Here is an 18,563-nt window from a genome sequence, read left to right on the forward strand (position 1 = left end):
CTGCCGGTGGTTGCGACTGAGTCTCGCTAGTGGTGTGTCGCAGTTTTCCTCCGGGCATCATGCAGCTCGCTGACCTGCAAGAATGGGCTTGCTTCAGCCCCAGCCATTTCAGCGACGCACCACTAGCGGCCGACGGCCTTGGCCATGCGAGCAGTGGCCTCGTCCAGCATGGCCGGCGAGGTGGCGAAGTTGAGTCGCACATGACTGGCGCCCTCGGGGCCGAAGTCCAGGCCCGAGTTCAGGTACACCCCGCCCTGGTCGAGGAGCACAGCGGACGGGTCGTCGCCGAGACCGAGCTCGGCACAGTCCAGCCACGCCAAGTACGTGGCGTCGGGCGGGCGGTAGCGGACTTCCGGCAGGCGTTCGGCCAGCAAGTCGGCCAGCAGATGACGGTTGCGGTCGAGACCGTCCACCAGCTCTTGGAGCCAGTCCAGCGCCTTGGTCCAGCCGGCCACCGTGGCAACTTGGCCCAGAATCCCGATGCCGCCGATGAGCCGCTTCGGGATGCCGGTCACGATGGGGCCGTAGCGCGACGACGCAGAGTGCAGGAACGCTATGCGCAGCCCTGCCATGTTGAACGACTTGGTCGCAGCGGTGACGGTCACGGTCCGTTCTGCGGCCAGGTCGCTCACCGAGGCCACCGGGATGTGCCGCCGGGGCGCGTACACCAGGTCGCAGTGGATCTCGTCGGAGATCACGACGAGGTCGTGTCGCTCGGCGATGTCGATGACGGCGGCGATGTCGTCGGCGTCGAGCACCATGCCGCAGGGGTTGTGGGGCTGGCACAGGATGACGGCCGTCACATCGGGAGCACTCGCCACCGAATCGAGGTGGTCGAGGTCCAGCCGCCAGCCGTCGTCGTGGCGGATCAGCGGGTCGGGCACCACTCGGCGCCCGTGGCCTTCGACGCTGGAGAAGAACGGCGGGTACGCCGGCGTCTGGAAGATGATGCCGTCGCCGGGCTCGGTGCAGCAGGTGATCGCGAGCTCGAGTCCCTGGATGACGTCGTGGACCCGCACCGTGTCGGCGGGGTCGACCTGCCAGCCGAACGCCTCGCCCATGCGCTGCGCGAACACGTCGAGCACCTCGATGGGCTTGTCGTAGAAGTCGTAGCCCAGCCCGCCGGTGTCTATGCGTTCGCGTACGGCGTCGAGCACGACGTCGGGCAGCTCGAGATCCATGTCGGCGACCCAGGCCGCCAGCACGTCGGGACCCTGGCGGCCCCACTTGATGCCCGGCCGGTTTCGGACTCGTTCGGCGTCCAAGTCGAAGATCACGGGGCGACCCTACGCGCCCGTGCTCAATAGAGACCGAGCATGCGGCCGGCGAGTCCGAGCACCGCTGCTGCCAGCACGGGGCGGATCAGCTTCTCTCCGCCGCGCACCGCCCACCGGGCGCCCAGCCAGCCGCCCACGGCGAAGCCCGCGGCCACGATGACAGCAAAGCCCCAGTGCACTTGGTCGTTCCAGATGAACACCGGCGCCGCCACCACGGTCAGCACCGCGATCACCACCGCTTTCGTGGCGTTGGCATTCACCAGGTCCAAGCCGGCGTGCGACAGCGCCAGCACCAGCAGGAGCCCCACGCCGGCTTGGAAAGCGCCGCCGTAGGCGCCGATCACGAAGAACACAGCGATGGTCAGCGCCCTGGGCCAGGCGATCTCGTCGCCGCGGGCCTTCGGCGGCCACAGGCTCAGGATCAGCAGCGGCACCATCAGGATGCCGAATGTTTGTTCGAACGCGGTGTCGCTGAGCAGACCCGAGACCGTGTACGCGCCGATCGCCGAACCGATCAGCGCCGGCGCCAGCACGGGCACTGCGCGGCGCAGGCCCGAGACGCCCTCGGAGCGGTAGCCCGCCGCCGAGGCCAGGTTCTGCGTCATGACGCCGATCCGGTTGGTTCCATTGGCGACGAGCCCGCCGAGATCGCCCACCACGGTCAGCAGGCTGACCGTCAGCAGCGAGCCGCCCCCGGCCATGGCGTTCACCACGCCGGCAACCACGCCCGCGGCTGCGACAAGCAGCGCCTGGGTGATGTCCATCAGCAGTCCGTCAGCCGGAAGGCGACGACGACGGGAGCCCGGCGAGCTGGGTCGTCTGCTGGCGCAGCAGGTGATCGGCCAGCGCCAAGCAGACCATCGCCTCGACCATCGGCACCGCCCGGGGCAGCACGCAGGGATCGTGACGGCCCCGAGCGGCCAGCACGGTTGGCTCGTTGTCGCTCGTGACCGTCTTCTGCTCCGACGCAATGGTGGCGGTGGGCTTGAACGCTACGCGCAGCACGATGTCGGCGCCGTTGCTGATGCCGCCCTGGATGCCGCCGCTGCGGTTGGTCACGGCGACGGGCCGGCCGTCGGGACCGGGCGCGAATTCGTCGTTGTGCGTGCGACCGGTGAGGAGGGTCCCGGCGAAGCCGCTGCCGATCTCCACACCCTTCGCTGCCGGCAGCGACATCACCGCTCCCGCCAGTTCGGCATCGAGCTTGTCGAAGACGGGTTCGCCCAAGCCCGGCGGCACGCCGCGCGCCACGCAGGCCACGACCCCGCCCAGCGAGTTGCCGTCGCTTCGGGCCGCCTCGATGGCCTCGACGATGCGGGGCGCAGCGACTGGATCAGCGCACCGTGTCGGGTCAGCTTCCACGTCCGCGGGCGTCACGGCCGCGGGATCCACGTCGGCCTTGATGTCGCGCACCGAGCTGACCCAGCCCAGCACCTCGACGCCCACCGCAGCGAGCACCTTGCGCGCCACCGCCCCGGCAGCCACCCGGCCGACGGTCTCGCGGGCGGAGGCTCGGCCCCCGCCCTGCCAGTCGCGGATGCCGTACTTGGCGTCGGTGGTGTAGTCGGCATGGCTGGGCCGGTACGTGGTGGCCATTTCGGAGTACGCGCCGGGCTTGGCGTCGGTGCTCGAGACGGTCATGCCGATCGGCGTGCCCAGCGTCAGCCCCTCGAAAACGCCCGAGTGGATCGTGACCCGGTCGGACTCGTTGCGCTGGGTGACGATACGGCTCTGGCCGGGACGGCGACGGTCCAGGTCGTCCTGCACGTCGGCCTCGCTCAATTCGATGCGCGCGGGGCAGCCGTCGACGATCACGCCCAGCGCCCCGCCATGGGACTCGCCGAAGGTGGTGACCGCGAAACGCTCCCCGAACGTGCTGCCGCCCATGGGAGAACCCTACGGGAGTCTGCTGCAACGCGGCGCAGCGAGCTGTGCAGGAGATCAGCCGAGGAAGCGGGTCTCTTGTTCATGCTCCGTCGCCTTCACAGCGGGCCACCGGGACGCTTCGCCGGCGCAGCGACGAGAGTCGCTCATTGCCGGGCGGGAGCACCATCTGGTCGACGGCCATGCCGACTTCGGCCTCGATCTCGGCTCGTTGGGCGGCCAGGCTGAAGCGCGTATGAGTCGGACTCACGACGACGAGGTCGAGATCGTGGGGCGGGTCGCCGACATGCCCATAGAAGCGCTCCGCCCATGAACCATGGATGAAGATGTCGTCGATCCCCGCGACATCCTCATACACCGTGCGGACGATATGGGGCACGCCCGCCGCGTAGGCAACGAGCTGTCGCAACGCGCCTGCGTACGGAGCGGGCGCCGGATGCACGACCTTGGCACTGCCCAGTTCCTCGTACTGCACGATACCGGCCTCTTCGAGCCGGCTGAGTTCTCTGGCAACGGTCGGTTGGGGCAGGCCCAGCCGCCTGGCCAGTTCGCGACCGCTGGCCGGGGAACTGAAGTACACCTCAGCAAGGACTCGTGCTTGAGTGCTGGACCGGACGATCGGCAGGAGTGCTGGAGCGGGGGTCGGCACGCCGCAAATATACGTATTTTCAGTCAAATGAACAAGAATATAGACCAGTTCGCGTGAGCGCCGCCTCGCAGCGCCCTGTGGTCGTGCCGCGGGCGCAGGTGTCGGTGCCGCTGCCGAGGTGGTCGGTGCCGCCGTTGCCGTGGAGCTGGGGCGTCCGGGAGGCGCAGTGCGCTGCGTGCAAACCGGCACTCACGGCGCCAGATCAAGCACGATGCGTTGGTTTTATGGACGATGATGGTCCTGAACCAGCACACACGTTTGGAATCTGAGTCAGGCGTGTTGGCCTATGAGGCGAAATGCGTCGAAGCGGCCGGGCACCGGCATTCACGCCGGTTCGGCACGGAACGGCACCGCCCGCGCTGCCGACGCAGCTCTGACCACCGGGCAGATGCCGTCCTCATGTCGGATTGTACGCATCGCTCGAACTGATTCACCTTGGGTTTTGTGCAGGTTCTGGGGATTGGAGCAGGCATGAGAGTCATGGATGCAGATGCGGGGCCGGCACCGACGTCGAGGCGGTGTTCGGCTGAGCAGAAACAGTACGCGGTGCGGATGGTGCTGGCGTTGCGTGAGGGGCTGGGCACCTCGGCGGGCACGGTGACGCGGGTGGTCCGTCAGCTGGGTTGTGGGGCGGAGTCGGTGCGCAAATGGGTGGCTCAGGCTGAGATCGACGCCGGGACCCGTGCCGGCGTCTCGACGGCGGAGAGTGTTGAGCTGAAGCGCTTGCGTCAGGAGAGCCGCGAGCTGCGCCGGGCGAACGAGATTCTGCAGCGGGCGGCTGTTTTCGGGGCGGGGCTCGACCGCCGACAACGATGATCGTCGAGTTCGCCGACCGCAATCGCGCCGAGTTCGGGGTCGAGCCCGTCTGCGCCGCTTTGCAGGCGGCCCCCTCGACGCATTGGACGGCCGAGCGGCGCCCGCCTCGAAGGTCCCCTCGCCCACGCCGACGCGGGCAGCCAGTTCACCAGCACCCGACACAGCGAGCGCCCCGACGACATCGGCGCCACGCCCCCGATCGGATCCGTCGGGGACTCCTGCGACAACGCCCTCGCCGAAGCCGCCGACCCGCTGTTCAAGACCGAGTTCATCCGCAGCCCCCGACAAAGCCCCCGGCGCACCGTCGACGACGTCGAGCCCGCCACCCTGGGCCGGGTGCACTGGTGGAACACCGGCCGCATCCACAGCTGCCTCGGCGACCTCAGCCCCGACCAATTCGAAGCCGTCTACGCTGCTGCGAACACAGACCAGACCGACCAAGAAAACCTAAACACTCAGCCTGCGCAAAACCCAAGGTGAATCACTCCGACACCATGGCCATATATATGCAACAAATTCCCCACTCAGGACACTGGCAGGCTGCTGAAGAAGCCGGTTGCGAGCGAATCTGCAACGCTCTGACCAGCGGCTTTGTCTCCGCGATTTCGCGATTTGACCCCTTTTTCAGCAGCCTGCTAGATGCCGAATGTTTGTTCGAACGCGGTGTCGCTGAGCAGACCCGAGACCGTGTACGCGCCGATCGCCGAACCGATCAGCGCCGGCGCCAGCACGGGCACTGCGCGGCGCAGGCCCGAGACGCCCTCGGAGCGGTAGCCCGCCGCCGAGGCCAGGTTCTGCGTCATGACGCCGATCCGGTTGGTTCCATTGGCGACGAGCCCGCCGAGATCGCCCACCACGGTCAGCAGGCTGACCGTCAGCAGCGAGCCGCCCCCGGCCATGGCGTTCACCACGCCGGCAGCCACGCCCGCGGCTGCGACAAGCAGCGCCTGGGTGATGTCCATCAGCAGTCCGTCAGCCGGAAGGCGACGACGACGGGAGCCCGGCGAGCTGGGTCGTCTGCTGGCGCAGCAGGTGATCGGCCAGCGCCAAGCAGACCATCGCCTCGACCATCGGCACCGCCCGGGGCAGCACGCAGGGATCGTGACGGCCCCGAGCGGCCAGCACGGTTGGCTCGTTGTCGCTCGTGACCGTCTTCTGCTCCGACGCAATGGTGGCGGTGGGCTTGAACGCTACGCGCAGCACGATGTCGGCGCCGTTGCTGATGCCGCCCTGGATGCCGCCGCTGCGGTTGGTCACGGCGACGGGCCGGCCGTCGGGACCGGGCGCGAATTCGTCGTTGTGCGTGCGACCGGTGAGGAGGGTCCCGGCGAAGCCGCTGCCGATCTCCACACCCTTCGCTGCCGGCAGCGACATCACCGCTCCCGCCAGTTCGGCATCGAGCTTGTCGAAGACGGGTTCGCCCAAGCCCGGCGGCACGCCGCGCGCCACGCAGGCCACGACCCCGCCCAGCGAGTTGCCGTCGCTTCGGGCCGCCTCGATGGCCTCGACGATGCGGGGCGCAGCGACTGGATCAGCGCACCGTGTCGGGTCAGCTTCACGGCTGTCACTCGTCGATGGCGTCATACGGCATGACCTACAGCCCTGCGCCTTCAGCGCTGAGGGACGCCCGCGAAGAGCGGCACCACAGCACAGAAATCGCGCGGAAGGCCAGACCTGCGCAAAAATGCCGACCCAGACGGCACCACTGCACAGAAATCGGTCCACAAATCCGACCGGCGGCCGAACTCAGGCCGATTCGCCGGATTCCGGATTGTCGAGACCAAGCTGGCGCTGCTCGGCCAAGAACCTCTGGAACTCCAGCGCCAAGTCGTCGCCGCTGGGCAAGTTCTCGGCGGCCGCGCGGTCCGCATCGGCTTCCAGTTGCTCGATGTAGGCCACGATCTCAGGATCGCGTGCCACCGCCTCGTCGACCCGCTGCTCCCAAGCCTGCACGCTCGAGTCCAACTCTCGGTAGCCGGTCGATACACCGGTGACCGTCTCGAAGCGGGCGAGCAGCGCCCGCATGCCCTTCGGGTTCGGCGGCCCGGCCACATAATGCGGCACACCCACCCGCAGCGAGACCACCGGCAGCGAAGCCCGGTCGAGCGTGTCGTGCAGCGTGCCGATGATGCCGGTAGGACCCTGGTAGGTCGGCCGGTCGAGGCCCAGCCGGTTGGCCAGATCGCCGTTCTGCGCGCTGGCCTTCACCGACGCAGCACGCGAATGCGCCACGCCCGCCACCATCGCCCCGAGCGTCACCACCAACTCGCAGCCGAGCCTGCTGGCGATGTCCACGACGCCCTCGCAGAACGCGCGCCAGCGCATCCGCGGCTCGACGCCCGACAGCAGCACAAGGTCGTGCGGCGGCGCGGCCGGCACGACGTGACACTCGATCTCAGGCCACCGGATGCGGCGCTGTCCCTCATCGGCGATCTCGATATGCGGCCGGCTCTCCTGGAAGTCGAAGAATTCTTCGGGATCGATGCGGCAGACCCGCCTGGCCTCGCTGCGCCGACGCATCCACGACAGCGCGCCCGTCGCGCATTCGCCGGCGTCGAACCAGCCCTCGAAAGCAACGAGCAGCAGCGGGTTCTGCAGCTTGGGTGCGCCATCCCAGACGACGATCGGCTGGGACGCTGCAGGGTTGGCCTGATCGGCGTCGTTCACCGCATCACTATGGCCGATGGGCGACCGGAACGCTCGTCGATTTCACGGTCACCCAGTTCGCCTTCCCGGGACTATGGACAGTCGTCACCTGGTGATGCACTGATGCTCTCAAGTTATGCTGTGCATCATGCGGACGACGATCTCGCTGGACGATCAGCTGGCAAAACAGGTGCGGCGGGCCGCTGACGCGAGCGGAGTCAGCGTCAGCGCGTTCATTGCCGGTGTCCTGAACGACGTGCTCAAGCGCCAGGAGGCGCCCGCTGTGCCGCCCTTCAGGTTGGTGACGGTCCCCGGTGTGCGTCCTCGACCGGGGGTCGACCTCGATTCGGTACGGGCACTCGAGACACGCGACGACGAATCGCGGTTCGGGCCGATGCGCGGCTGATCTGAGATGCTGCTTCCCGACGTGAACGTCCTGATCTACGCGCATGTCCCCGATTCCACTTCTTCTCACGACGACTACGCGGCGTGGATCACCCGGATGGCGACGGGGCCGGAGCCCTTCGCGCTGTCCGTTCTGGTGCTCTGCGGCTTCGTTCGCGTCGTCACCAACCCTCGAGTGTTCGATCCGCCGGCGAGTCTCGACCAGTCGCTTGCTTTCGTGACCTCGCTCACCGAGCGGCCCACGGCACGCATCGTCGGTCCCGGTCCCGACCACCTGGAGATCTTCGAGAGAATGTGCCGGGAGTCCGGGGCCACCGGAAAGCTGGTCGCAGACGCCCAGCACGCAGCCGTCGCGGTCGAGCACGGCTGCACGATGGTTTCCGCAGACGCGGACTTCAGCCGCTTTCGGGGCCTTCGATGGCAGCACCCGCTGCGCCTGGCCTAGTTGAGTCATCCCCGCCTGCACTGCCACACCCCGAACCCTGACACGCATGTAATGACCACAGAGGTTGTTGACGCGGCCGGCAGGTGTGGCAGCGCCGGCGGGGATGACAGGGGGGCACGATGCCGTTTGCGTATTCGCCGGAGTATCGAGAGATGGTGCTGTCTTTGGTGCGTGCGGGCCGAGAGGTGGCGGGTCTGGCCGGGGTGCTGGAGGTGGGCGAGTCGACGGTTCACCGGTGGAAGGCCCAGGATCAGATTGATCGAGGCGCTCGGCGGGGTACGGCCACCTCGGAGGGCGCCGAACTCGAGGACGCCTGCGGCGAGGTGGCCGACATGAAGCTGGTCTCTCGGATCATGCGCGAACACGGCATCAGCGGGCTCCCCAAGCGCCGGCGCCGCAAGCGATCATGCCGCGTTCGACGAGTCGGGCACACCCATCGACTACGAACGCCGACAACAACGCCGAGCAGCCGCCCTGACTCCCGCAACCCGAGTCCAACAACAGGGATCCACGCCGGGGTGCCGCCCGCTGTTCGCGCTGGTCAGAGGACCAGCGCACCGCGCAACGAAACCAGCGACGCACCACTAGGTTGCCCGCCATGACCCAACCCACCACGCTCGGCGAACTGCGCAAGATCGGCTGGGTCTCCCGGCCGGTCAAAGATGAGATGCGTGCCAACGCCGCCAAGGCGGTCGCGTCCGGCGAGCCGCTGTTCGAAGGCGTGCTGGGCTACGAGATCACCGTGCTGCCCCAGCTTGAGAACGCGATGCTGGCCGGCCACGATGTGGTCTTCCTGGGCGAACGAGGCCAGGCCAAGACCCGCATGATCCGCTCGCTGGTGAACCTGCTCGACGAGTGGATGCCCTACATCGAGGACTCGGAGATCTTCGACGATCCCTACAACCCGGTCTCCCGTCACGCCCGCGATCTGGTCGCGTCCCACGGCGACGACACCCCCATTGCCTGGGCACACCGCAGCGTGCGCTACGGCGAGAAGCTGGCTACGCCCGACACCTCGATCGCCGACCTGATCGGCGAGGTCGACCCGATCAAGGTGGCCGAGGGCAGGTACCTCTCCGACGAGCTGACCCTGCACTACGGCCTTGTGCCGCGTACCAACCGCGGCATCTTCGCCATCAACGAGTTGCCGGACCTGGCCGAGCGGATCCAGGTGGGCCTGCTCAACGTGCTCGAAGAGCGCGACGTTCAGATCCGGGGCTACAAGATCCGGCTGCCCCTCGACGTGCTCCTTGTCGCAACGGCCAATCCCGAGGACTACACCAATCGAGGCCGCATCATCACGCCGCTCAAGGACCGATTCGGCGCCCAGATCCGCACCCACTACCCGCTGGACGTCGACACCGAGATGGACATCGCCGCGACGGAGGCACGCCCGCTGGACCTGCAGGGGATCGATCTGGGGATGGGCGAGGGCGTCCCGGGGGGCGTCATGGTCAGCCTTCCCGATTTCATGGCGGAGATCGTGGCCACCTTCAGCCACGTCGCCCGTTCCAGCAGCCACGTCAACCAGCGCTCCGGCGTCTCGGTGCGCATGACCGTCACCAATACCGAGACGCTCGTGGCCAACGCCGCCCGCCGGGCGCTGCAGCGGGGGGAGCGGCATGTGGTGCCCAGGGTCAGCGACCTCGAATCGCTCATGAGCTCCACCGCGGGCAAGATCGAGATCGAGTCCATGGAAGAAGGCCGCGACGGCAAGATCGTGGAGACCATGCTCCGCGCTGCTGTGCTGGAGGTCTTCAAGAACCGCTTCTCGCCCGATGAGCTGAGCGATGTGGTTGCCAGCTTCGGCGAGGGAAAAATAGTGCACACCGGCGACGACCTCGGCTCGGAGGCCTACATGGAGCTGCTCGTCGGGAACCCCGCGCTGGCCGTGGCCGCCGAGTCCCTCGTGGCTGCGTCGGCCGACCCGAAGGCCTCCGAAGACACCGTGCCTGCGGTGCTGGCGTCCGCCGTCGAGCTGGTGCTCGAAGGCCTGCACCTGTCCAAGCGGCTCAACAAGGAGCACGTCGGCGCTCGGGCCACATACCGCTCACGCGGTTGAGGCGCCGCCGCCGCCGTGACAGAGTGAGCACCATGCGGCGAAGCACTCGATTCCCGGGACGCTCGCAGCAGTTTCGCCGGACGGAGCCGGCACAGTGGCGAAGCACTCGATTCCCGAGACGCTCGCAGCAGTTTCGCCGGACGGAGCCGGCACAGTGGCGAAGCACTCGATTCCCGAGACGCTCGCAGCAGTTTCGCCGGACGGAGCCGGCACAGTGATTCGCTGGCGTCGAGCCCGCCGTGAGGGTGCCCGGTTCCGCTACTCGGCGTGGGACGGCACCCAGACCGGATTCGACTTCGACGCGGACAGCTTGTTCGCCGAGATGACCGACGATCTGCTCTATCACGGCGACCTCAACGCAGCCCTGCGCCGCCTCATGCAGCGGGGCTTCACCGACGCCGACGGCAACCGGCTCGAAGGTCTGCGCGAGATGATCGAGCGCCTGCGGGATCGCCGCAAGGAGATGCTGGAGCAATTCGACCTCGGCGGCGTGTACGACGACATCGCCCGGGAGCTCGACGAGATCACCGACACCGAGCGGGAAGCGCTGGAGGAGTTCGCGCAGGACGCCGCCGACAGCGGTGACGAGCGGCGCAACGAGATCGCCCAGACCAGCGCCGCCGAGCGCAACCTGCAACTCGACATGCTGCCCCCCGACCTGGCCGGGAAGATGCGGGGTCTGCAGAGCTACGACTTCGTCTCACCCGAAGCCCGCGAGCAGTTCAACGAGCTGGTCGAGCGCCTGCGCCAAGAGGTCGCGCAGAGCTACTTCGACCAGATGACCGGAGCCATGGGCAATATGTCGCCCGAGGACCTGGCCCGCACCAAGGACATGATGGCCGAGCTCAACCAGATGCTCGAACAGCGTGCCCGCGGCGAGGAGCCCGATTTTGAGGGCTTCATGAAGCGCTACGGCGATTTCTTCCCCGAGAACCCCCAGACGCTCGACGAGCTGCTCGAGATCATGGCCAAGCGGATGGCGGCCATGGCGTCGATGCTGAACTCGATGACGCCCGCCCAGCGCCAGCAGCTCGCCGAACTCGCGGCGCAGCTCATGGACGACATGGACCTGCAGTGGCAGGCCCAGCAGCTCGCCCAGAACCTCCAGGAGGCGTTCCCCGACATGGGCTGGGATCGCAACTACTCCTTCGGCGGGGACGATCCGCTGTCGATGTCCCAGGCGGCCGATGTGCTGGCCCAACTCGGCGACCTCGACGCGCTGTCGGAGATGCTGCAGGGCGCAGTCAGCCCGTCTGCGCTGGCCGAGGTGGATCCCGAGCGGGTGCGCGAGCTGCTGGGCAACCAGTCCGCCGAGGCATTGGACCGGCTCAGCGAGATGGCCCGCATGCTCGAGGAATCAGGCCTCGCGCAGCACACCGAGGGCCGCCTGGAGCTGACGCCGCGGGCGTTGCGGCGCATCGGGCAGAACGCGCTCGGCGACCTGTTCACCCGGCTGATGGACGACAAGGTCGGCAGCCACCAGGTGCGCAAGTCGGGCATCGGCAACGAGTTCGCCTACGAGACCAAGCTCTACGAGTTCGGCGACACGTTCAACCTGAACATCGAGCGCACCGTGCGCAACGCGGTGGCCCGGCAGGGGACCGGCACGCCGGTGCGGCTCACTCCCGACGACTTCGAGATCGAGCATTCCGAGCTGCTGTCGCGCGCATCGACGGTGCTGATGCTGGACCTGTCGCTATCGATGCCGATGCGTGACAACTTCCTGCCGGCCAAGAAGGTCACGATGGCGCTGCACTCGCTGATCTCGGCGCAGTTCCCGCGCGACTACCTGGGCATCGTGGGCTTCGCCGAGTCAGCCTCCGAGCTGACCGCTGCGCAGCTTCCCGAGGTTTCGTGGGACTTCGCCTACGGCACCAACATGCAGCACGGCTTCATGATCGCCCGGCGCCTGCTGTCTCGCCAGTCGGGCTCGAAGCAGATCATCATGATCACCGACGGTGAGCCGACCGCACACCTCGGGCGTGACGGGCGGCCGTTCTTCGCCTACCCGCCGGTGCGCGAGACCATCGAGGCCACGCTGCTCGAGGTGGCGCGGGCGACCCGTGAGGACATCCGCATCAACGTGTTCATGCTGGACCCCAACAGCTATCTGCGGGCGTTCGTGGAGAAAATGACGGAGATGAACGGGGGGCGGGCATTCTTCACCAGCTCGCACAATCTGGGCGACTACGTGCTGGTCGACTTCTTGGAGCACCGCCGCCGCCTCATCACCAGCGGTCGCTTGTAGCTTCCGCAGCCTCTGGGGAAAATCATCCAAGTGATGAATGAATAGGGGATTATGTAGCTGACTCGCTGAAAGGCGTCAGCAGCTTAAAGCTGCACCGTGACCTGAACATCACTCAGAAGTCGGCGTGCTTCCTCGCCCAGCGGCTCCGCGAAGCGTGGTCGGACATGGGCGGCGACATGGCCGGACCCGTCGAAGTGGACGAGACCTACGTCGGCGGGAAGGCCAAGAACATGCACGCCGTGGACCGTGAGCGGCGCATCCCGGCAGGGGTGGGGTGGACAAGACCGCTGCAGCGGGGGCGAAGGATCGGGCGACGGGCAACGTGTCGGCTCGGGTGATCTCAGGCACCGACCGAGCAACGCTGCACGGCTTCGCGGCTTCGCGGCTTCCGCCGCGGCGCAGGGCGCGACGGTCTATACCGATGACCACAAGGGCTACCTGGGCATCCCGCACCCGCACGAGACGGTGCGGCATTCTGTGAGCGAGTACGTCTCCGGCATGGCACACACGAACGGCATCGAGAGCTTCTGGGCTCTGCTCAAGCGCGGCTATCACGGCACGTTCCATCACATCTCCCCGAAGCACTTGCAGCGCTACGTGGCCGAGTTCGCGACGCGTCACAACCTGCGTCCGCAGGACACGGCGACGATGATGGGCGAGACTGTCGCCCGCATGTCAGGCAAGCCGCTCACCTACGCCGGTCTCGTCGGCCCGGTTCCGTTGCGGACGCTGGCGATCCCCGACGGCGAGTCGTGGCAGCGAGAGGAGTCCGCATGAAGCGAGAGGTCACGCTGCCCGTGATCGACACCCCGCCCGAGCAAATAGCCGCAGGGCTGCTCGGCAGCCGACCGGCTCCCGCCATATCGGTGTCGGACATTCCCGCGGTGAATGTTGCCTCGGTGCCGCAACGGTCGCCGCTGCGCTATCCGGGCGGCAAGACGTGGCTGGTGCCCCACATTCGCCATTGGCTCGCTGAGCCGTGCGGGGTGCTCGTGGAGCCGTTCGCCGGTGGCGGCATCGTGTCGCTGACAGCGGTGATGGAAGGGCTTGCCGAGCGTGCGCTGATGGTGGACCTAGACCGCGACGTGGCAGCGTTCTGGCGGGCAGCGCTGATGCACGGCGACGATCTCGCGGAACTGGTGCTCACCTTCGACGTGACCCGCGAGAGCGTCACCGAACTGGAGCAGCGCTGCCCCGGCGATGTAGTGGCCCACGGGTTCCGCACGCTGGTGCTGAACCGCACCCGACGCGGCGGGGTGCTCGCGCCGGGCGCGTCGCTGACCCGTTCGGGCGAGAACGGCAACGGCATCGGCTCGCGCTGGTATCCCGACACGCTCGCCGGTCGGCTCGCTGCGATCACCGAGCACGCCGACCGTCTCACGTTCTGCGAAGGCGACGGCGCGGCAGTGTTGGAGATGACAGCCGACATCGACGGGGTGCGCATGTTCGTTGACGCCCCCTACACCGCGGGCGGCAAGCGGGCAGGCAGCCGCCTGTACGCGCACAACGCGGTGGATCACCGGCGCATCTTCGAGACGCTGGCCGATGCGGGCACCGACTTCGTGATGACCTACGACTGCTGCGACGAGATCACCGAGCTTGTCGCAGAGCACCGTTTCCACGCGGTCACCGTCGAGATGCGCAACGGGCACAACACCCGCGTTCCTGAGCTGGTCATCACACGGGACCGCCTGTTCGCGTGAGCCGCTACGGGATAGCGGAGTGGTACGGCCACGACCTGCGCCACCGCCCGCATCGTCGACCGGTCGATGCCGTGCTCCCACATCAGCCGGGTGGTGCGCATGGCGTACATCTGGGCCGGGCTCATCACGCCATAGGGAAGCGTGTAAGCGAACTCGCCGCGCACGGCCGGACGGCGCCCGCCCTGGCCGAAACGGCCGAACTGGCCTGGGCCAGACCCCGGTAGGCAACCACCACATCGGCCGAGCCCGCGTGAACGGCACTGGAGGCGTTCTGCACGACCGCCGCTGCGCCGCCGCCCCCGCCGCCCCACTGCATGTTCGAATACCTGAGCTCTTCGAGGCCGAGAGCATTGGCCAGCCGGGCAGGCGTGTTGCGGTCGTTGCTGTACGAGCAGAAGCCGTCGATCTCCCGCGGGCTGATCCCGCCGTCCTCGCACGCCGCCAAGATCGCCTTCAGCACAAGAACGAACTCCGGGTCACGAGACTGGCCGCGCTTGTAATAGGCGGTCTCGCCGACACCGGCAACCGCCGTCCGGCCGCGCAGGCCATGGTTCGCCGCCGACTGGCTCACGGCCGCAAACCGTAGCCAAGGTGCGCTGAGGCTTGTTCGCGCTCGCACAGGGGTGCAAGAGTGCCTGCCGGGTGACCCTCGGGTGTTTGTGGCCACTCGATTGGCTAGAAACAGGGTCCATGTCCGACGATCAGCTAGCTGCATACCGTCGCCGCATTGACGAGGTCGACGCAGACCTCGTGCGTCTGTTGGCTGAGAGGTTCCGCATCACCTTGGAGATCGGGTGGTACAAGGCTGAGAAGAGCCTGCCGCCGGTGGACTTGGTTCGACAGCATCAACAGCTCGACTCGCTGCGCGAGCTAGCGCGCTCTGAGGGGCTCGACTCTGACTTCTGCGAGAGGTTCATCCACTTGGTGATGGACGAGGTCATCATGAATCACCGGAACATCGCGAAGTCGGGGCGGCAGCGCTCCCGCTCCGGCAGCGAGTAGCTCCGATGCGCAGACCGCCCATTGCGATGATTCAGCTCGGCCTCCGCCGTGCCGGCCACGCCGTGAGGCGGCCAGATGTCGACGAAGTCGGGCTCGTCGCTGAAGTGGTCGCCGGGGGTCGATGTGCCAATCCTGGGTGGTCACCACCATGTCGTAGCCGTGCTCGCCCGCCAGCAGTTCTGCTACCTGCGCGGCGACGGCGTTCCCGCCTTCCACGGGCAGGGCGCCGCCCTCGCAGAAGGTGGGCTGCACGTCCACGACGAGCAGGGGTGTGCGGTTGTGGGGGCTCTGTTCAGGGTTCTCAGCCATATCTGGCCTCCTGCGCCGCGGCTCGTGCCGCTGGGCGCGGCTCCCGAAGCGCGCTGAGGCCAAATCTACCGCCGGCCCGGCGGACCTGATGTCCTCAAGCCGCGGGCTAAAGAGAACTTGGCTCTTCCGCTTGGGGAACTGCGGCAACGAGTCTTCGATCAGTGGACAGTATGGGAATCCCGAGTCGGTCTGCCAGAGCGGCGTAGAGGGCGTCGGCAAGCCGCAGATTGTGGCGATAGCCCCACGCGTCGGGGAGCAGCGCGGGCAAGTGATGGCGCTGGATGGGCATTCGTTGCAGAAGTCCTAGCCGTAATGAGGCTTCCTCGGCGCTGAGAAGGTCGGCGCGATGATGCCGACCGATGGCCGACAGGACTTCGGCATCGAGGTGAGCTGGCGCGTGCAACTCGTTGTGCCTCAGGCGAGATCGGATCGCGCTGGCTGCCGGAGCGTCCATAAGCATGTCAACGACTGCAGACGCATCCACGATCAGCGGCTCATTCACCGAACTCGAATTCGTCCCTTACCGCACTGATGACTGCTTGAGCCGTCTCGTCGTCAATGCCGGTTGGCGGCAGAGCCGCCACCTCGTCGAGCCACTGGTTGAGAGCACATCTGTCGAGTTCGTGCTGGATGGCGGCTTGCGTCAGCCCGGACACGTTCAGGTCGGCCGCACGCGCCTTCTCAGCAAGATCGTCCGGCAAGTATACGTTCACGCGTGCCATGCGCATAGAGTACACACTCGAATCTTGACGATGAGCCGACGCGGCGCGCCGCCATCATGGATTCATCGTCAGCCGGCTGGCAAACGGTTTTCGCCGTCGCTCTCGCGATGACGGCCAGTGGTGTGTCGCGGTTTTCTTGCGGGCAGGTCGTGCGCTGTTTCATGGGGTCCGACGGTGAGGTTGTCGGGGTCGTAGACCACGACCCCGGCGGTGGCGGTGCGTGGAAGCGTGTCCTTGAGGGCCTGGCGCCTGCTCGGGTCCGACATCTTCGCCAGACGCTCCTCCTTGGAGCCCATGCAGGCCTCCATCCAGGCCTCCATCCAGGCCTCAGAGTCGTCGTAGAGGTTCCAGTCCTCGAGCGTGAAGGTGAAACCGGCATCGCTGGTGACGCCTTGGCCGTAGACCGGCACGCCCTGTTCGCGGCAACGCTCGAGCCATTCGATCTGGCGCCGGGAAGACATCGGCGGGAATCGACGAGTTCGACCCGAGCAGACTTGCGCCCCGCGGAACGATCCGCGTCTGCTCGATTACGAACCCACGAGCCGCTCGGACCCGGGACTCAGCCTCTTGGGTCGGGCACGTCGACGTGGACGGTCACGATGTCCACCTCGTGATATTGCTGATGGTGCACCGATGCGGCGTGGTGGGAGAGCACTCGCAGGGACAGGTCCCGTTCGGCGGGCCGCTCGATCCTCTGCGAGTCCAGCACAGCGAGCCGGTCCTCGATGTTCTCCCCGCTTGCCGCGGCCACGAACTCGAGTACCGCACGGCCGTCCTGCTTGTTCGCAGTCAGCCGAAGGGTGCGAGGCTCACCGCCGTCGGGGGGTTCTTCGGCGTCGGTCAGCGTCAGCAGCGACTCCTCGGCGACTGCGTCGAGACGGTCCGACATCGCCCGGCTCCAGCCGTTGCGGTCGGCGAAGCGGCCCAAGAACAACCGAATCTGCGGCAATGACGAGGTCGCCAGTTCGCAACGCAACCGCCGGGGACGGGTCCGGGTCACCTCATCGAACAGCGTCAGGACAATTGCTGTCAGCCCTCCGGCGGTCATGCCGTTCTCGAGGAAACCGCCGGCAAAGCCTGCCAGGTACTCAGGGAAGATCTGGTTGTTCTGGAAGCCGACGCCGATCCAGAACGAGAACCCTGCGATCAGTCCCCGGCGGTAGTCCGTGGCGTCAGCCACCACGATCTTCATCCCCACCACGAACAGCAGTGCGAGCAGGATGGTCACGTAGGCCGCAACCACGGCATCGGGGATCGCCAGCACCAGCGCCAGCAGCTTGGGCACGAAGGCCATCACGATGAACGAGACACCGATGGCGACGCCCACACGGCGTGCCGCCACGCCGGTCAGCTCGGTGATGGAGATGCTGGTGGAGTAGGTCGTGTTCGGCACGGTGCCGACCAGTCCCGACAGCAGATTGCCGGTGCCGTCGGCTGCAACGGCGCCCTGCACGGCCCGGTAGTCGACCGCCCTCTGCTGGCGCCACGACACCCGCTGGATGGCCACCGCGTCACCGATGGTCTCGACGGCGCCGATCAGCGTAACGAACACGAACGCGGGGAGCAGGCTCCAGAAGTCGGCGCCGAACGAGAAGTCGAAGCCGGGCCAGCCGCTGTCGGGAATTCCGATCCAACTCGCTTCGGTGACCCGATCGAAGTCGTACAGACCGAAGACTGCCGCGACGATCGATCCGGTCACGATGCCGATCACCGGCGCCCATAAGCGCAGGCTCCCGCGGGCCTTCAGTGCGATCACCACGATGACGCCCATCGCGACGAGCGCGCTGACCGGCGCACTCGCCGCGGCGGTGCCTTCAGGCGAGGCGGTCACCATGTCGAAGACGAGCGGCATCACGGTGACGGCGATCAGCATCACCACGGTGCCTGCCACCGTCGGGGTGATGAGTCGCCGGAAGAGCGCGAGCTTTGCTGCGAGCAGGTATTGAAACAGCGACGAGGCCACGACCAGGGTGGCCAGCAGGCCCGGCCCGCCGTCCGCGAGCGCCGTGACGCAGACCGCGATGAACGCGCCAGAGGTGCCCATCAGCAGCACGTAGCCGGCGCCGATCCGGCCGAACCGGACCGCTTGGAGAATCGTGCTGATGCCGCTGATCGCTGCGGCCGCGAACACTGCCCACGTCAGGTACTCATCCGTGCCATCGGCGGCCCGGATGACGATGGCAGGTGTCAGCACAATGCCGGCGATGGCGAGGATGGCGAATTGCAGGCCCAGCCCCGCCGTGAGCGGCAACGGGGGCTTGTCGGAGGCTTCGAAGCGGATTTGTCGGTTTGCGGCCAACGCGTGATCTGACATCTGGCGATGCTCGCAAATACTGAGCACACACACAAGCACTGCTCGCCCGCCGCCGACGCGAGACGCCGGTAGCTTCACCCG

At 67.2% G+C, this 18,563-nt stretch carries 19 protein-coding genes, 4 pseudogenes and 1 other annotated feature; of the genes and pseudogenes, 10 read left to right on the top strand and 13 right to left on the bottom strand.

The annotated features are described in order from the left end of the window. Positions 1-122: 122 nt before the first annotated feature. The 4 genes from ACOGXQ_RS09665 to ACOGXQ_RS09680 all read right to left on the bottom strand — a co-directional run bounded on the left by ACOGXQ_RS09665 (position 123) and on the right by ACOGXQ_RS09680 (position 3,810). Entirely contained in the window at positions 123-1,277 is a 1,155-nt protein-coding gene (locus tag ACOGXQ_RS09665) for a MalY/PatB family protein (protein ID WP_419947187.1), read from the bottom strand. Positions 1,278-1,300: 23 nt separating this feature from the next. After that, positions 1,301-2,041 carry a sulfite exporter TauE/SafE family protein gene (locus ACOGXQ_RS09670; RefSeq protein WP_419947188.1) on the bottom strand — a complete coding sequence of 247 codons (741 nt, stop codon included), beginning with the start codon at positions 2,039-2,041 and terminating at the stop codon, positions 1,301-1,303. Between the two features lie 10 nt (positions 2,042-2,051). Beyond that, positions 2,052-3,164 carry a chorismate synthase gene (gene aroC / locus ACOGXQ_RS09675; protein WP_419947189.1) on the bottom strand — a complete coding sequence of 371 codons (1,113 nt, stop codon included), beginning with the start codon at positions 3,162-3,164 and terminating at the stop codon, positions 2,052-2,054. Positions 3,165-3,243: 79 nt separating this feature from the next. Next, a complete protein-coding gene (locus ACOGXQ_RS09680) occupies positions 3,244-3,810 on the bottom strand; it encodes a MarR family transcriptional regulator (protein WP_419947190.1) in 567 nt (188 codons plus the stop codon). A gap of 480 nt (positions 3,811-4,290) precedes the next feature. On the opposite strand from ACOGXQ_RS09680, the pseudogene ACOGXQ_RS09685 reads away from it, so the two are divergent. After that, positions 4,291-5,106: pseudogene (locus ACOGXQ_RS09685) on the top strand (hypothetical protein). Then, positions 4,587-4,700 (top strand) — a sequence feature (AL1L pseudoknot). Its footprint overlaps the pseudogene before it by 114 nt. A gap of 155 nt (positions 5,107-5,261) precedes the next feature. Here the strand turns inward: ACOGXQ_RS09685 and ACOGXQ_RS09690 are convergent. The 3 genes and pseudogenes from ACOGXQ_RS09690 to ACOGXQ_RS09700 all read right to left on the bottom strand — a co-directional run bounded on the left by ACOGXQ_RS09690 (position 5,262) and on the right by ACOGXQ_RS09700 (position 7,293). Then, positions 5,262-5,588, bottom strand: coding sequence for a TSUP family transporter (locus tag ACOGXQ_RS09690; RefSeq protein WP_419947191.1), 327 nt, complete (start codon positions 5,586-5,588; stop codon positions 5,262-5,264). Between the two features lie 10 nt (positions 5,589-5,598). Beyond that, positions 5,599-6,198, bottom strand: a pseudogene (gene aroC / locus ACOGXQ_RS09695) (chorismate synthase); the annotation flags it as partial. Between the two features lie 174 nt (positions 6,199-6,372). Beyond that, positions 6,373-7,293 (bottom strand): PAC2 family protein, encoded by a 921-nt coding sequence (locus tag ACOGXQ_RS09700; protein WP_419947192.1) that lies wholly within the window; start codon positions 7,291-7,293, stop codon positions 6,373-6,375. Positions 7,294-7,420: 127 nt separating this feature from the next. On the opposite strand from ACOGXQ_RS09700, the gene ACOGXQ_RS09705 reads away from it, so the two are divergent. The 8 genes and pseudogenes from ACOGXQ_RS09705 to ACOGXQ_RS09740 all read left to right on the top strand — a co-directional run bounded on the left by ACOGXQ_RS09705 (position 7,421) and on the right by ACOGXQ_RS09740 (position 14,135). Next, positions 7,421-7,678, top strand: coding sequence for a ribbon-helix-helix protein, CopG family (locus ACOGXQ_RS09705; protein ID WP_419947193.1), 258 nt, complete (start codon positions 7,421-7,423; stop codon positions 7,676-7,678). 6 nt (positions 7,679-7,684) lie between these two features. Continuing rightward, positions 7,685-8,122, top strand: coding sequence for a type II toxin-antitoxin system VapC family toxin (locus tag ACOGXQ_RS09710; RefSeq protein ID WP_419947194.1), 438 nt, complete (start codon positions 7,685-7,687; stop codon positions 8,120-8,122). Between the two features lie 119 nt (positions 8,123-8,241). Next, positions 8,242-8,724, top strand: coding sequence for a hypothetical protein (locus ACOGXQ_RS09715; RefSeq protein WP_419947195.1), 483 nt, complete (start codon positions 8,242-8,244; stop codon positions 8,722-8,724). Beyond that, positions 8,721-10,184, top strand: coding sequence for a sigma 54-interacting transcriptional regulator (locus ACOGXQ_RS09720; protein ID WP_419947196.1), 1,464 nt, complete (start codon positions 8,721-8,723; stop codon positions 10,182-10,184). The genes ACOGXQ_RS09715 and ACOGXQ_RS09720 overlap by 4 nt, the downstream gene beginning before the upstream one ends. 94 nt (positions 10,185-10,278) lie before the next feature. Further along, positions 10,279-12,432 (top strand): hypothetical protein, encoded by a 2,154-nt coding sequence (locus ACOGXQ_RS09725; RefSeq protein WP_419947197.1) that lies wholly within the window; start codon positions 10,279-10,281, stop codon positions 12,430-12,432. 164 nt (positions 12,433-12,596) lie between these two features. Beyond that, complete coding sequence (locus ACOGXQ_RS09730; protein ID WP_419947461.1) at positions 12,597-12,770, top strand: hypothetical protein; 174 nt, start codon at positions 12,597-12,599, stop codon at positions 12,768-12,770. A gap of 31 nt (positions 12,771-12,801) precedes the next feature. Further along, positions 12,802-13,209, top strand: a pseudogene (locus ACOGXQ_RS09735) (IS1595 family transposase); the annotation flags it as partial. Continuing rightward, complete coding sequence (locus ACOGXQ_RS09740) at positions 13,206-14,135, top strand: DNA adenine methylase (protein ID WP_419947198.1); 930 nt, start codon at positions 13,206-13,208, stop codon at positions 14,133-14,135. The pseudogene ACOGXQ_RS09735 and the gene ACOGXQ_RS09740, both read left to right, overlap by 4 nt. Before the next feature lie 124 nt (positions 14,136-14,259). Here the strand turns inward: ACOGXQ_RS09740 and ACOGXQ_RS09745 are convergent, their stop codons facing one another. Next, the gene (locus ACOGXQ_RS09745; protein ID WP_419947199.1) at positions 14,260-14,706 is read right to left on the bottom strand and encodes a hypothetical protein; all 447 of its coding nucleotides are present in this window, start codon (positions 14,704-14,706) and stop codon (positions 14,260-14,262) included. A 119-nt stretch (positions 14,707-14,825) separates the two neighbouring features. Here ACOGXQ_RS09745 and ACOGXQ_RS09750 point away from each other — a divergent pair, with 119 nt between their 5' ends. Continuing rightward, on the top strand, positions 14,826-15,137 hold the full coding sequence (locus tag ACOGXQ_RS09750; RefSeq protein ID WP_419947200.1) for a chorismate mutase: 312 nt from the start codon (positions 14,826-14,828) through the stop codon (positions 15,135-15,137). Positions 15,138-15,166: 29 nt separating this feature from the next. Here ACOGXQ_RS09750 and ACOGXQ_RS09755 read toward each other — a convergent pair. The 5 genes and pseudogenes from ACOGXQ_RS09755 to ACOGXQ_RS09775 all read right to left on the bottom strand — a co-directional run. Continuing rightward, positions 15,167-15,446, bottom strand: a pseudogene (locus ACOGXQ_RS09755) (nicotinamidase); the annotation flags it as partial. A 106-nt stretch (positions 15,447-15,552) separates the two neighbouring features. Then, positions 15,553-15,906: a type II toxin-antitoxin system VapC family toxin gene (locus ACOGXQ_RS09760; RefSeq protein ID WP_419947370.1), complete on the bottom strand. Its 354-nt coding sequence runs from the start codon at positions 15,904-15,906 to the stop codon at positions 15,553-15,555. 34 nt (positions 15,907-15,940) lie between these two features. Next, the gene (locus tag ACOGXQ_RS09765; RefSeq protein ID WP_419947201.1) at positions 15,941-16,168 is read right to left on the bottom strand and encodes a type II toxin-antitoxin system CcdA family antitoxin; all 228 of its coding nucleotides are present in this window, start codon (positions 16,166-16,168) and stop codon (positions 15,941-15,943) included. A 68-nt stretch (positions 16,169-16,236) separates the two neighbouring features. Then, entirely contained in the window at positions 16,237-16,629 is a 393-nt protein-coding gene (locus ACOGXQ_RS09770) for a hypothetical protein (RefSeq protein WP_419947202.1), read from the bottom strand. A 98-nt stretch (positions 16,630-16,727) separates the two neighbouring features. Beyond that, positions 16,728-18,482 carry a uracil-xanthine permease family protein gene (locus ACOGXQ_RS09775; RefSeq protein WP_419947203.1) on the bottom strand — a complete coding sequence of 585 codons (1,755 nt, stop codon included), beginning with the start codon at positions 18,480-18,482 and terminating at the stop codon, positions 16,728-16,730. Positions 18,483-18,563 lie beyond the last annotated feature (81 nt).

The sequence above is a fragment of the Candidatus Poriferisodalis sp. genome, from assembly GCF_965208485.1.
GTDB lineage: Bacteria > Actinomycetota > Acidimicrobiia > Acidimicrobiales > Poriferisodalaceae > Poriferisodalis.

Coding starts and splice junctions, on each gene's coding strand:
- ACOGXQ_RS09765 (WP_419947201.1), bottom strand. CDS start 16,168: ATGGCACGCGTGAACGTATACTTGCCGGACGATCTTGCTGAGAAGGCG.
- ACOGXQ_RS09670 (WP_419947188.1), bottom strand. CDS start 2,041: ATGGACATCACCCAGGCGCTGCTTGTCGCAGCCGCGGGCGTGGTTGCC.
- ACOGXQ_RS09750 (WP_419947200.1), top strand. CDS start 14,826: ATGTCCGACGATCAGCTAGCTGCATACCGTCGCCGCATTGACGAGGTC.
- ACOGXQ_RS09770 (WP_419947202.1), bottom strand. CDS start 16,629: ATGTCTTCCCGGCGCCAGATCGAATGGCTCGAGCGTTGCCGCGAACAG.
- ACOGXQ_RS09775 (WP_419947203.1), bottom strand. CDS start 18,482: ATGTCAGATCACGCGTTGGCCGCAAACCGACAAATCCGCTTCGAAGCC.
- ACOGXQ_RS09730 (WP_419947461.1), top strand. CDS start 12,597: ATGGGCGGCGACATGGCCGGACCCGTCGAAGTGGACGAGACCTACGTC.
- ACOGXQ_RS09705 (WP_419947193.1), top strand. CDS start 7,421: ATGCGGACGACGATCTCGCTGGACGATCAGCTGGCAAAACAGGTGCGG.
- ACOGXQ_RS09720 (WP_419947196.1), top strand. CDS start 8,721: ATGACCCAACCCACCACGCTCGGCGAACTGCGCAAGATCGGCTGGGTC.
- ACOGXQ_RS09740 (WP_419947198.1), top strand. CDS start 13,206: ATGAAGCGAGAGGTCACGCTGCCCGTGATCGACACCCCGCCCGAGCAA.
- aroC (WP_419947189.1), bottom strand. CDS start 3,164: ATGGGCGGCAGCACGTTCGGGGAGCGTTTCGCGGTCACCACCTTCGGC.
- ACOGXQ_RS09715 (WP_419947195.1), top strand. CDS start 8,242: ATGCCGTTTGCGTATTCGCCGGAGTATCGAGAGATGGTGCTGTCTTTG.
- ACOGXQ_RS09760 (WP_419947370.1), bottom strand. CDS start 15,906: ATGCTTATGGACGCTCCGGCAGCCAGCGCGATCCGATCTCGCCTGAGG.
- ACOGXQ_RS09690 (WP_419947191.1), bottom strand. CDS start 5,588: ATGGACATCACCCAGGCGCTGCTTGTCGCAGCCGCGGGCGTGGCTGCC.
- ACOGXQ_RS09710 (WP_419947194.1), top strand. CDS start 7,685: ATGCTGCTTCCCGACGTGAACGTCCTGATCTACGCGCATGTCCCCGAT.